This is a genomic window from Paenibacillus sp. P32E (genome assembly GCF_001909085.1).
GTDB lineage: Bacteria > Bacillota > Bacilli > Paenibacillales > Paenibacillaceae > Paenibacillus_AQ > Paenibacillus_AQ helianthi.
The window spans coordinates 126,977-140,333 of the sequence record NZ_LVYY01000003.1; the positions used below are offsets into that span (position 1 = coordinate 126,977).

General features: G+C 50.1%; 9 protein-coding genes. 5 read left to right on the top strand and 4 right to left on the bottom strand.

All coding sequences use genetic code 11. The features are described 5' to 3' along the window. Positions 1-502: 502 nt before the first annotated feature. Positions 503-1,540 (top strand): ABC transporter substrate-binding protein, encoded by a 1,038-nt coding sequence (locus A3848_RS04570; protein WP_074083774.1) that lies wholly within the window; start codon positions 503-505, stop codon positions 1,538-1,540. Then, entirely contained in the window at positions 1,537-3,603 is a 2,067-nt protein-coding gene (locus A3848_RS04575) for an iron ABC transporter permease (RefSeq protein WP_256702147.1), read from the top strand. Before A3848_RS04570 ends, A3848_RS04575 begins: the two co-directional genes overlap by 4 nt. A 27-nt stretch (positions 3,604-3,630) precedes the next feature. Here the strand turns inward: A3848_RS04575 and A3848_RS04580 are convergent, their stop codons facing one another. From A3848_RS04580 to A3848_RS04590, 3 genes are read right to left on the bottom strand one after another with little or no spacing between them, the layout of a single operon-like run. Then, a complete protein-coding gene (locus tag A3848_RS04580; RefSeq protein WP_256702148.1) occupies positions 3,631-5,028 on the bottom strand; it encodes a sensor histidine kinase in 1,398 nt (465 codons plus the stop codon). Continuing rightward, complete coding sequence (locus A3848_RS04585) at positions 5,022-5,717, bottom strand: response regulator transcription factor (protein WP_074083777.1); 696 nt, start codon at positions 5,715-5,717, stop codon at positions 5,022-5,024. The genes A3848_RS04580 and A3848_RS04585 overlap by 7 nt, the downstream gene beginning before the upstream one ends. Before the next feature lie 14 nt (positions 5,718-5,731). Beyond that, on the bottom strand, positions 5,732-7,201 hold the full coding sequence (locus A3848_RS04590; RefSeq protein ID WP_074083778.1) for an FG-GAP repeat domain-containing protein: 1,470 nt from the start codon (positions 7,199-7,201) through the stop codon (positions 5,732-5,734). A 293-nt stretch (positions 7,202-7,494) separates the two neighbouring features. Here A3848_RS04590 and A3848_RS04595 point away from each other — a divergent pair, with 293 nt between their 5' ends. The 3 genes from A3848_RS04595 (at position 7,495) to A3848_RS04605 (ending at position 10,749) form a co-directional block, all read left to right on the top strand. After that, a complete protein-coding gene (locus A3848_RS04595; protein WP_074083779.1) occupies positions 7,495-7,698 on the top strand; it encodes a sporulation protein Cse60 in 204 nt (67 codons plus the stop codon). 207 nt (positions 7,699-7,905) lie between these two features. After that, complete coding sequence (locus A3848_RS04600; protein WP_074083780.1) at positions 7,906-9,735, top strand: APC family permease; 1,830 nt, start codon at positions 7,906-7,908, stop codon at positions 9,733-9,735. A gap of 306 nt (positions 9,736-10,041) precedes the next feature. Then, the gene (locus A3848_RS04605) at positions 10,042-10,749 is read left to right on the top strand and encodes a hypothetical protein (RefSeq protein ID WP_074083781.1); all 708 of its coding nucleotides are present in this window, start codon (positions 10,042-10,044) and stop codon (positions 10,747-10,749) included. A 113-nt stretch (positions 10,750-10,862) separates the two neighbouring features. Here the strand turns inward: A3848_RS04605 and A3848_RS04610 are convergent, their stop codons facing one another. Then, positions 10,863-13,202 (bottom strand): AraC family transcriptional regulator, encoded by a 2,340-nt coding sequence (locus A3848_RS04610; protein ID WP_074083866.1) that lies wholly within the window; start codon positions 13,200-13,202, stop codon positions 10,863-10,865. Between the last annotated feature and the right edge of the window lie 155 nt (positions 13,203-13,357).

The window sequence follows — 13,357 nt, forward strand, 5'->3', positions numbered from 1 at the left end:
GTTTAAGTTCTAGGGGGGTGTCCCAAAAGCCATGAAATGGCTACTTGGGACGCCCTTTTTTATACGTAGGAGATACGTAAGCTATTGGGGTGGACGCTCCGCGAACGGACCGTTGTTTAAGCGGGAAATGGATCTGCCATCTTTAAAAAACACAAAAAATATCGAGCTTGGGGGGACAAACGGTGCGTACAGTCCGCTCCCTGGTAGCAGGGCGTTTTTTATTGAAATATAGAATGTATATGTTTCACGCTATAAATTATCCTTAAAGTTCCCGCTGAAACGGATGCCAAAAAACGATAGGTACATCGCTGCTGCGGAAGCCTAAGCTTGTATAAGGACGGCTAAGCCGTTTCACATACATATTAAATTTTAACTTTGACTTTCAAAGAAATCCCATATATTATAGCTAATATAATTAAAAATGATAATCATTATCACTACACCGATAATGATTATCAAGGATCGCAGCTTAAATTACTATACATATAGGGGGATTTACAAAGTGAATAAAAGGTTATTAAGCTTAGTTATGCTTATAGTTGTCGTACTGGTTGCAGCAGGCTGTGGATCTAACAACACGAATAAGTCGGCAGCTGATGGAGGAACGGCCGGCAATGCAGCCGCTACAAGTGCTGGGGCTACCCATGCGCCAACGGAAGCCGCAGCCGGACCGATTGTAGTTAAGGATGCCAAAGGTGAGGTTACTCTGGATAAACCTGCGCAAAAAGTTGTAGTACTGGAATGGACCTTCACGGAAGATGTGATTGCGCTCGGTGTACAGCCGGTGGGCAATGCGGACAACGAAAACTATAAACTGTATGTGACTTCTGAAGCACCACTCGATGCGAGTGTAACTGATGTGGGCACACGCGGAGAACCGAATCTGGAGACGATTGCTGCCTTGAAGCCGGACTTGATTATCGCCAATACCGATAGCCATGAAGCCATTTATGAGCAATTGAAGGGGATTGCGCCAACGCTGATTTTTGGTCTGTATCCGCCCGAAGGGCAAGGCGATCAATATACACAGATGGAAGATATCTTCAAAAACATTGCAGTAGCTCTCGGCAAAAAAGCCGAAGGCGACAAGGTACTCGCTGATTTGGATGCACATTATACAGATGCAAAGACCAAGCTGGCCGCAGCAGGCAAGGAAGGCTTGAATTATGTACTGACCCAGGCCTACAGCTATCAGAATGCAGCGACGATGCGTCTTTTTACAGACAACTCCCTTGCTGTACAAACCTTGGACCGGATTGGCCTGAAGAACGATTGGAAATCTGAAAAATTCGAGGCTTACGGATTCAGTACATCGACAGTTGAAGCTTTACCGGCGGTTCAGGACACGAATCTGCTCTATATTGTCCAGAAGGATGATGATATTTTCTCGAAAGAGCTGAAGGACAATTCAGTCTGGAAGGGCCTCAATTTTGTAAAAGAAAAACACACCTTCGGATTGGATAGCACCACATGGGTCTTCGGCGGTCCTGTATCCTCCAAAGTCCTTGTGGATCAAGTAGTAAATACATTGACGAAATGAGCAATCTGATGAATACCACAACGGGCAAAAGAAACTCAACCGGGATGACCTGGCGGCTGATTGGAATATTTGGGGGCGGCTTTGCCGCCCTCTTCGTTGTATTTATGCTCAGCCTCTGCTTTGGGGAGGCCAAGATCACGGCAACTACTGTATGGAATGGCCTGCTGCACCGCCAGGATATAATGGAGCATAATCTGCTCTGGGATATCCGGATGCCACGTACAGTCATTGGTATTTTGGCCGGGGCCGCCCTTGCTGCGGCTGGCGCTTTACTGCAGACGATAACGAAAAATCCGCTTGCCTCCTCAGATACACTGGGGATCAATGCCGGGGCTTACTTTATGGTTGTGCTGGGCATGGTTGCTTTTCCGGCTACGCAGCAACAGTATCCCTTACTGCTGGCCGCAGCGGGGGGATTGCTGGCCGCACTGGCTGCCTATGTCCTGAGCGGAGGACGTAAGGCCACACCTGTCCGCCTGGCTTTGTCAGGCATGATCGTATCCATGGTACTCGGAGCGTTCACATCGGCTCTTCATATTTTCTTCCAAACAGAAACGCAAAATCTATTTTTGTGGGGTTCAGGCTCTTTAATTCAGCTGGACTGGGACGGGGTGCGGTATGCCTGGCCTTTTGTCATTACACTTCTAGGCATTTCGGTGCTTGCAGCTAGGCAGTTCGATGCGCTTGAACTGGATGAATCTACCGCCCGTTCACTCGGTCAGCGGGTAGGCTTAACCCGGGCGGTGGGCCTTGGCATAGCGGTGCTTATGGCCGCGATTGTGGTCAGTGTGGTTGGACCCATTGGCTTCGTCGGACTGGTCGCCCCCCATCTGGTCCGGCTTAGCGGAATCCGCAAGCATCGTCTGCTCATTCCCGCAAGTGCGCTCTGGGGGGCCCTACTTATTACAACAGCAGATACTCTGGCCCGTATGGTGCGGAGCAATCTGGGGGAAATGCCTGTCGGTGCAGTGATGGCGATTATTGGAGCGCCGTGGCTCATCTGGCTTGTGCTCACCAAGATGAAAAATATATCCGGTTCAGGCGCTGGCCAGGCATCGATGAATATAGGAGGGGCAGCACTGCGTGTGCGTTTTACTCCCGCTGCGATATTCATGACCCTGCTGCTTATCCTGACTATCCTTGTGAGCCTGTCCCTTGGGGGAACCAGAATCCCGGTTTCTGATTTGCTGGAAAGTCTGGTGGGCGGAGGAGATCAGGCGTATTCCGTCCTGCTCCATTTACGGCTTCCCCGTACACTCGTGGCCGCTTGCGGCGGTATAGCATTGGCCATCAGCGGTGTCTTAATTCAAAGTGCTGTGCGAAATCCGCTGGCGGATGCGTCCATTATCGGGGTAACCTCTGGTGCAGGCTTTGGTGCGCTGGCCGTGCTGGTGGTGTGGCCGGGGCTCTCCATATTGGCCCTTCCAGTTGCTGCTATAGCGGGTGGGGTTATCGCCGCAGCCTTTGTATTTACGCTGGCTTGGCGCAAAGCCTTGAATCCTTCTGTTCTGATCCTGCTCGGAATCGCAGTCTCTGCCATCGGTTCAGCAGGAATACAAGCCATGATCGTCAAAGCAAGTCTGTGGAACAGTGCGGCTTTTATCTGGTTGACCGGTTCTACATATGGCCGGAGCTGGCAGCAATTTTATAGTCTGTTTGTCCTTCTGCTGGTACTTGTTCCTATTGCTTACTATTTGGGCAGGAAATTTGATTTGCTGGCCTTTGGTGATGAAAGTTCGACAGGCTTTGGGCTGCCGGTTCGCGGAACGAGGCTGTGGGCGATGATTATCGGTGTTTTGCTTGCTGCAGGAGCTGTTGCAAGCGTAGGAACGATCGGTTTTCTCGGACTCATGGCGCCGCATGCGGTGCGGATGATGATCGGGCATCACACCAGACGCTCCATTATTTTGTCAGGACTGCTTGGCGGCTTGCTGCTTGTCGTTGCTGATACGGTGGGGAGAACGGTCATCGCGCCGACAGAAATTCCGTCAGGCCTAATCATTATGCTGATCGGAGCACCGTACTTCCTGTTTTTGATGTATCGCTCGCTTGTTCATAAGTAATGAAAAGAGCTGTACGCACACCAGACCTTACTCTATCCGGTAACGCGGCAGCTCTACAATAACGGAAGTGCCTTTGGTGAACTCGCTCTCGATCCGTAACGTCCCGCCGTGCAGTTCGATAATTTCTTTGCAGATCGCAAGGCCGAGCCCGCTTCCCGATTGGCGTGATTTTCCTTTGAAGAATTTGGTCCCCAGCTTCTCCAGGTCGTCTTCTTCAATGCCTTCCCCGTTATCCGCAACGGTAATGATAATATGTGCTTCATTGGAAATGGCAGAGAGCCGGATTTCCCCTTGAGCCGGAGTGAATTTGAAGGCATTGTCCAGCAAATTGACAAAAACCTGCTTCAGGCGGTTGAAATCCCCGTCTACAGGCAGCGGCTCATCCGGGATATCGGCATACAGGCGGATCTGTTTGGTGGACCCCCGGTATCTGAACTGCAGCAGCAAATCCTCCAGCAGCCCCCGCAGATCATAAGGTGTAAGCGTAAGCTTCATCTCACCAGCCTGAAACTTGGAGAAATCCAGCAGGTCCTCTACAAGTCCGATCAGGCGGTCCGTTTCACCGGTCATGACCTCAAGCCCCTGCAGCGTTTCTTCGGTTTCCGATAAATCCCCCACAAGCAGCGTTTCGCCCCAGCCCTTAATGGAAGTAAGAGGAGTGCGCAGCTCATGCGTGACGGAGGAGATGAAGTCGTATTTGATTTTTTCGCTCTTGACCATTTCCTCTGCCATGTAATTGAGAGTGACGGCCAGGGTGCCGACTTCATCGTCATGCTGCTTGGTCGCTCTAACGGCAAAGTTGCCGGTAGCCATTTCTTTGGCGACAGTGGTCAACTGCTGAATCGGACCTATAATTCGTTTGGCGATAATGACACTCAGCAGGAAGCCAAAGGCAATGACCAGCAGACCCACCCAGGCAGCGTTGATGAGGATCTTTACAATTACACTGTACAAAGGTTCTGCCGAGACGGAATAGCGCAGTACGCCAATATTTGCTCCGGATTCTTTCAAGGCAATGGAGATGGCCAGAATCCGTTCTCCATTGCCCGGTGTCAGGTTCTGATAAGTTCCTTTGCCGCTGGCCAGAGCCGCCTTGACGTCGGGAGTGTCAATCCGCTCCGAGCTTGCGAAGCCAAAGGAATTGATGATCACATTTCCTTCCGGACTCAGGACTTCAACCTTGCTGCTCTCGTCAGGCGAGAGGTTCTCCAGTATATATCTGGCCCGTTCATGGATGGAGTAACCCTCCAGATATTTATTGAAAAAGGTAGCAGAGGTTGTCGCACGCGACGTTAGTGTCTCCATGGCACTGCCCAGATAATAATAATGGACAGCCACAATAAATACCCCCTCCAGCAGGAGGACAATCAGGAGCAAAACAAGTGTGATGTAGACAATGAGCCGGGACCGGATCCCCTTTAGCACGGTTGTACCCTCCATAAATAGCCGAATCCCCACACCGTTTCGAGGTATTGGGGTCCGGAAACTTCCTGCCCGATCTTCTGACGGATCCGGCTGATATTAACATCTACAATCTTAAGCTCACCCATAAAATACTGACCCCACACGGAGGTCAGTATTTCATCACGGTTGATCGCTTTGCCGGGCTGCTCCATGAGCAGCTTCACAATGGAGTATTCCGTAGGGGTGAGGGGGATGTCGATTGAATTCTTCAGTAATTTGCGTTCATCCAGCAACAGTGTGAAGGGGGCCAGCTCGATATGGTTCTGTGGCGGGGGAGTCTCCTCCGGATACATTCGCCGGTACAGCGCCCGGACCCGTGCTGTGAGCTCAACGGGGCTGAACGGCTTCACAACATAATCGTCAGCGCCGGCTTCCAGTCCCATAACCTTGTCAACCTCCTGGCTTTTGGCGGTCAGCATGATGATGCCAAGCCGGGGAAACTGCCTGCGCAGTTCATCACACACTTGGAAGCCGCTGATTCCGGGAAGCATCAGGTCCACAATCGCAATGTCGAAATTCCTATTCTCTCCGGCAATCGTCAGGGCTTCTTCGCCCGTGGCGGCTTCAACAACCTCCAAGCCCGCACGCTTCAAATTGATGCGCAGCAGATCGCGTATGGGCTTCTCATCTTCCAGTACGAGCACCTTCATGACTCCACTCCTTGTTATGGCCGGGGCTTCTGCGGCGTGCCGGCCAGCTGCTGTACTTCTTCCAGGGTCAGCTTCAACTGCTCATACTCCTGGGATGCAGGTCCAGTCAGCTTGCTGCCGGCATTCGGTGATGGCAGCACGGCAACGAGCACCGTAGGCTCTGATTCATCACTTGTATCCTGCAATTCGTATAGCAGCTTGTAGGAAGCTTTTGCGGCAATAAGCTCTGCTTCAGCCTTCTGCCAATCTTTCCGTGTCAGCAGGCGCAGCTCCAGCAGCGGGGCCTTTTCCCCGGAATTTGCGTTCTTGTAGATAAAGTTTATATGCTCCCATGGAGCAGGAGATTCCCTCGTAGGATCCAGCAGGTATTTGCCGGTCCAGGACCCGGGAATATGGAAATTGAATCCCCACCGGTCGAATTGCTCCTGCACGAGCTTAAGTCCTGTTTGGCCGTCCCATTGATAATATTTGGTGATAAAAGGAGTAGCCAGTGGCGCGAAGTTCTCTGAACCGGCAGGAGGGACAAGGAAGCCGATTTCAACGATTCCGTCTCCGTTTACATCCTCGCTGTACAGCGGATAATCTTTGATAGACAAGCTGCCTTCACCAAGTAAGCTGTCCGGACCAGGAACTGTGGGCTTCAGTACAAGGTCCTTGCTGCCCTCAAGTGCCGAATGCTGATAATCGTCTGTTGCAAGTATATCAGTAAAAGCCCCATTCGCCCAAGTCAGGAGAGAGGTATAGGAAGAATGCGCGCCAACTGCAGCATCGATAATCAGTGCGTTTGCTGTAGGAGCTGCCTTGGCATACATCATTTGGATGACCGTTCCGCTTATCTTTTGGTCGGATAAGCTTTGCTGTTTGCCTCCGTGCAGCCGCAATAACTGGAGACGGGATAGGGGCTGGTTATTTGTATCAACTGTGGACTGGAGCAAAGCGATGTCCATCCCCCCTTCGTTTGTTATATCCCCTACTGCCAGATAGTCATAAGGCTGCTTCAGAATCTCCGATAACTGGCCGCCGGTGAGGCTGTAGACTGACAACTCTCTGCTTAGGCCTTGACCGCCGCTGAATCCCAGCAGTACATCCGGCGCTCCGTCTGCAGTGACATCCGCATATTTTACATAGTCCAACTCGCTGCCGACTCCGGTAATGTTAGTCAGCTTTTTCCATTCACCACCCGTCTTGGAAAGTACCAGTGTGTTGATTTCATAGTCGGTTTTATCTGTTTTGTAGAAAGCCAGGATTTCATCCTGCCCATCCTTGTCGAGATCCTGCAGCTGAATGGCGCTGCTCGATTCGGAATGAACAGGCACGGTCAGGTGAGAGCCTGCCGGCAGGAAAGGCTGGACAATGCTTGTTATCGTTCCGTCTGCATTTCCCTGGGAAGGAGCCTTAAGCAGGTCACTGGGAGTTTTCATTTCACTGCAGCCTGCCACCAGCACAGTGAGTCCAAGAAGAGCGCTTAGCGCTGATTTATTCATAACGTATAATCTCCTTTGATAGGTCTGAGGCTAGTATATCCCAGGCCCTTCGCAAAGTAGTATCAAAATGGTAAAGGCTGATTAACTCCCATCTTAAACTTTCGGCTGTAACTATGCGCCCCTTGTCCATAATATTTCTTAACGTGTTCGAACCAACCGGCAGCGGCGGTGAAATCCAGAATATTGAATTTTAATTAATATGAAGGGAAAAATTCCTTATAATGAAAAAAATAATAAAGTAAAAGAAGGAAAATAATTCCTTGTGTCGAAATTTGATAATGGGAGGTGATTTCATGGCATATTATGCTGTTGAGGCATTTGAAGCTCAAAATATTACGGAACTTAGTGATATGATTGATGAATTCATATCGGCAATGGTACAGGGACAGCTTATTGATATCAAATATCAAGTGGTTCCCACTGCTGTAACAACAAATTCTGTGCACGGTGTTGGCTCGGATAGCAAGTACACGGCTCTGGTCATCTTTACAAAATAATAGACCATCCTGTAAATAAGCCGCTTCAGCTATGAAAATAACTGAGGCGGCTTATTTATATGGATGCGGAGAAGCCCCTTCGTGCGGCCTCTTTGTTGAACGGAAAAGAAGCGAAACCGTCATTGACATAGAAGTGTATAATAAGGAACTGAGATTATTATTTATTTTCAAGGGTAATATAACTTTAAAAAGTGATGGGTGAGGTTGATGATGTCTTCGGTAAAAAGATTTCTAATTGGACGGCCGCTGAAATCGGAACAGCTGGGCGAACAGAAACTGAACAAAACCAAAGCACTGGCAATTCTCTCTTCGGATGCCTTATCTTCAGTCGCTTACGGTCCTGAACAAATTCTGCTGGTGCTAGTGACCCTCAGTGCTGCGGCATTCTGGTATTCTATCCCTATCGCGGCAGGGGTTCTCGTACTGCTGCTGGCCCTGATCTTATCTTACCGGCAAATTATTTTTGCTTACCCCCATGGTGGCGGAGCTTATGTGGTGTCTAAGGAAAACCTCGGGAAGTATCCGGGGCTTGTGGCTGGCGGCTCGCTGCTTGTGGACTACATATTGACGGTAGCTGTAAGCGTCTCGGCGGGAACAGATGCAATTACCTCGGCTTTTCCAAGTCTGCATCCGTACAATGTAGTAATTGCCATTGTTTTTGTACTGCTTATTACTACTCTAAATCTGCGTGGGGTTACGGAATCGGCGTCCTTCCTGGCCTATCCGGTATATTTGTTCGTGCTTGCATTATTTATCCTGATCGGTCTGGGTGTGTTCCATATTTTGACCGGCAGCGTGCCTTCCAATCTGCATACGCCTCTCGGCACGCCGATTGCAGGGATCAGCCTATTCCTGCTGCTGAAGGCTTTTTCTTCAGGAAGCTCGGCACTCACCGGGGTAGAAGCCATTTCCAATGCCATTCCCAACTTCAAGGCGCCCGCACCGAACAATGCTGCCAAAACACTGGTCGCTATGGGTACGCTGCTCGCGGTTTTATTTACAGGGATCGTATTCTTGGCGTATTACTACGGGATTACTCCGCAAGAGGATGCGACGGTAGTCTCGATTATCGCAGAACAGGTTTTTGGCCGGAACTTTATGTACTACTTTGTCCAGGGAACGACTGCTCTGATTCTGGTTCTGGCGGCCAATACCGGATATTCCGCATTTCCGCTGCTGGCGGTGAATTTGGCCAAGGATAAGTTCATTCCGCGCATGTTCACGATCCGCGGGGACCGGCTGGGCTATTCTAACGGTATTCTTATACTGGGACTGCTGTCGATCCTGCTGATCATTGCTTTTGAAGGCCGGACCGAGCACCTGATTCCGCTCTATGCGGTGGGTGTGTTCATTCCGTTCACTCTCTCCCAGAGCGGAATGATGGTTAAATGGATCAGACAGAAGCCTCCCGGCTGGCTGACGAAGTTCATCATCAACACAACCGGGGCGTTGATCAGCTTCATCGTTACGATGATGTTCTTCCTGACCAAATTTACGCAGGTCTGGCCCGTTCTGGTCTTTTTGCCACTGATTATTCTGCTGTTCTACCGGATTCACAAGCATTATGAGGCGGTAGCGGACCAGCTCCGGATCTCTACCTGTGAGGTGGAGCCGCTGGCGATTGAAGGGAATATCATCATCCTGCCGGTTGCCGGAATTACCCATGTGGTGGAGAACTCGCTCCGCTATGCCAAATCGCTTGGTGCCGAACAGATTATTGCGGTACATGTCCCGTTTGAACGGGAGGATGATGCGGTATTTGAAGAAAAGTGGAAGAAATTCCATCCTGAAGTCCGGCTGGTTACGCTGTATTCGCCGTACCGCAGCATCATTCACCCATTAACCAAGTTCATCGATACCGTCCAGCGCAAGGCGAGCGAATCGAAATATCAGGTGACGGTAATCGTGCCCCAGTTCATTCCGAAGAAAGGCTGGCACAATGTTCTGCATAACCAATCCAGCCTGCTGCTCCGTGCGCATCTGCTGTACCGGCGGGATGTAATTATTACAACCGTGCCTTATCATTTGAAGAAATAATGGTAGTTCTATATTGCGGCTTAAATAGTATACACAATGCCCCCTGCCACCGGAATCATACCCGGAAGCAGGGGGCATCGCTGTGGATAGGATGAGATGGAATCTGCAAGTGTATCCGGATGAGAATGGCTTTTGACAGCTCCCCGGCGGCAGACCGGGTCTATCTCCATAGATCAAGAAGACTCAGTGAGTAATTGCAGAACTGTCCGGGCAGTGTGGGCATATGGTACACTCGGTGTATCGGCCTTTGAGGGCAATGTTTGCTTGCAGGCAATAGCTGTATGCTACAGGAATGGGGGAACGGCATTGAAGTGGAGAACATTAAGCATCCTGGGACTTGTGCTCCTAATGCTTGTTCTGGTGACGGGCTGCGCCAATGGGACGGCACATGTCACGGTGAAGAAGGACGGAGGCATGGATATTGCATTCAATCTTAAGCTGGATTCACGTGCAGAGTCGCTGGCGGGCGGTACCATTGAGGATCTGCTTCGCAGCAGACTACAGGCGGCAGGGATTGAACTGCACAAAACAAAAGTGGGCAAATCCACGGAATATCAATTTCTGAAATCCTATGCCTCCATACAGGATGTGAAGCTGAATGCGGGAAACCTTGATATTGTGGACACACAAGTAGATACCGAAAACAAGTGGCTGTACACCCGGTATGACGTGGTGGCCCAGCCCAAGCTGAACGCTTATTCGGATAAGATTCTAGACACCCTTGGAACGCTGAGTGTACCCAAGTCGCTGGTCCGGCTGTTCATGCAGAGCCAAGAACTGGCGTTCAAACTAACGCTGCCATACAATCTCTATGGTCCTAACAACGCTGACGAGCAGGATGGGAATACACTGACCTGGCACATCACGATGGCTGATTCCGAGCCGATGCGTCTGGTGGTGTATGTGCCGGACATCAGGAATATTGTGCTTGCCGGAGGTGCAGCTATTGTGCTGCTGGCGGCTGGAGTCATTTTTTTCATCAGAAGAAGCAAATCGCGCAAGCCTAAAGCTTAAACATCCTCCAACGCCCAAAAAGCCGTGGTCCCAAGGAGCCTTCTCCTTCTGGGCCGCGGCTTTTTGGGAATAGTATGCCGGAATTCATAGGCTTTACGCTATACATTCTTCCGTCAATAATCATCCGGCACCACCCGCTGCCTTGCGCCGGCATTCTCGCGGTACTGGCCGGGGGTCATCCCTTCCTGCTTCCGGAACGAGCGGATGAAATTCTGCGAATTATTGTAACGCAGCCGGGCGGCAATGTCCTTGATCGGCATGTCGGTCTCCTCCAGCCATTTCTTCGCCATCTTGAACCGGTACATGGCGAGATATTCGCTGAAGTAATATTGCGTCTCCTTGCGGAACACACTGCTGATATAGTTGGCATTATAGTGCAGCCGGGAAGCACATTCCTCCAGGGTGAGGTCCTTGTCATAATCATGCTGGACGATATCGATCAGCTTCTCCGAGATATTATGGTACTGGGCATTCTGCCTGCTGCCAAAGATGCGGATCATCGGCTGGATGACGACCGTCCAGAACCAGTCCTCAATCTCAGCAACGATATGAATATCCGTCAGCTCCTCGAATAACGAGCCATTCACCGGATGAATCTGGCTCAGGCTGATCCCTGATTCCTGCATCATTATCAGGAGATTGTTCAAGAGGCGTGTCAGGGGAATCTGGCATTCCTGCGGGGACAGCCCCGGTGAGAAAATACAGCTGAACACCTTGTGCAGCAGGTCCTTTGCCTTCTCGGTATCCGCCAGCTTAATGGCGTCCATCAGGTCATTTTCTTTATGGGTGGGATAGCTCAGATTGAGATAATGGTTGCCGGAGTTGATATTTTCATATTGAATAATGATGCCTTTACCCAGCGTGATCCGGTGTTTCAGGGCTTCAAGGCCTTCCCTGTACGCAATCGACATTTTATCAAAGGCATGGAAGGGCAGGCTCAGCCCGATGCTGGCCGCAAGCTTCAGATAGTTATTGATCTTCTGCTGCAGTGATTCGGTCAGTGAATAGAGTGTTTTGTGAAAAGACTCTGCATCGCCGTCTGCACTCCCGATCAGCGTCACGACGGTGTGGTCCATGATCACCGGCGCCAGCCGGTTACTTGAGGGGACCAGCTCTTCGATCATATTATGTACGGCGAACAGCAGCAGGCTGAGATCTTTTTTCTGATAGCTGTTCTCTTCGGAGAAGTCAATACTGGTCGTAATTACAGCCATGGTCTGCCATTCCTCCAGCTGGGTCTGGTAGCCGAATTGCTCCAGCTCCTCCAGCAGCTCCCGTTTCTTGATATTCCCCTGAAAGGCCTTGATTAGGACAAAGGTTCGCACCTGCTGGATATGCTGGGCAACCTCCTTCTCGAGCTGGGACTTGGACTGGAACAGATGATGGACCTGCTCGCCGATGATCTGAAACTCATTCGTATGCCGTTTTCGGATATCCGGCTTGCGCTGGCCCATCTGGTTCAGCAGACGCTCTATGGGCGTGTACATTTTGCGGGAGCCGAGCCAGGCCAGCAGAACGGAGAGCAGCAGCATGAGAGTACATACATATACGGTGTAGGTTCCGATTTTGTTAGACTCTTTGGTCAGACTTGCAATTGAAGTCACCGAAAGATAGATCCAGCCGTTTTGCTGGGAACGCGTATAGGTGATGGAATAATCCTTTTTGTCCATTACGGTCTTGAATTGCCCCGATGGGCTGGCGGCGCTGGAAATTTGCGCGAAATCCTTGAAGCCGCTGGCTGCAGCCGGCTGGCCGATGAGGCTCCGGTCCGGGTGCAGCAGAATTCGTCCGGAGCTGTCCAGAACGATAATGCTGTCCAGTGGCTGCAGATCGGAATTGATGAAATCCTGCAGGCTGCAGGCCGGAATATTGGCAATCGCCAGCCCGTATTTTTGCAGCTTGGTAGTGGGCAGCTTCTTGATCAGGCTGATGCTGTATTCACACCCCGTGACGTTAATGCTCTCCTCACTGTAGAACAGGGAAGCGGGATTCAGGACCCAGGAAGTTTCGTCAGGCAGATTAATCAGGTTGGTCAGCTGCTCGTAATTCTCGTATTCATTCAGACGGTAGAGCCCGGAATTTTTGATCATCCAGTTCTGCCGCTGGTTCAGCAGGATCACATCCTCCAGCTTTGTGTCAAAAGATTGCATATTGCGAATTTCTGTACGTATGTCATTATATAAAATGAAATCGGTTACATTTAACGGATTGTTCAGAGCCTTTTTCAATACAGAGGAGTTCACGACCTGATTTAAGGTCTGATTGACAGTAGCCAGCTTATGCTCTACATTTGATGTAATTTGTAAAATAAGTTCCTTTTTGTTACGGTTAACATTTTTTTGAATTTCGCTGGAGGATGTGAAGTAAGAAAAAGAACCAATGAACAGCACAGGCAATGTGCTGAGGACAAAGGCGAAAATGGTTAATTTGTTCAGGAAGCTTAAATGTTTCAATAGATTCAGCACCTTTTGCATGAATTAGAAGCAGTCGCCTGTCTTCAGTGTATGCATCACGAAGGATAATAACAATAATCATCTGGTGCCGCAATAATCATTTTCTCTATTTATCCCTATCAAATGCAATTTGTACATCAATTAGGAGTGAAATG

Coding starts and splice junctions, on each gene's coding strand:
- A3848_RS04575 (WP_256702147.1), top strand. CDS start 1,537: ATGAGCAATCTGATGAATACCACAACGGGCAAAAGAAACTCAACCGGG.
- A3848_RS04585 (WP_074083777.1), bottom strand. CDS start 5,717: ATGAAGGTGCTCGTACTGGAAGATGAGAAGCCCATACGCGATCTGCTG.
- A3848_RS04590 (WP_074083778.1), bottom strand. CDS start 7,201: ATGAATAAATCAGCGCTAAGCGCTCTTCTTGGACTCACTGTGCTGGTG.
- A3848_RS04595 (WP_074083779.1), top strand. CDS start 7,495: ATGGCATATTATGCTGTTGAGGCATTTGAAGCTCAAAATATTACGGAA.
- A3848_RS04600 (WP_074083780.1), top strand. CDS start 7,906: ATGATGTCTTCGGTAAAAAGATTTCTAATTGGACGGCCGCTGAAATCG.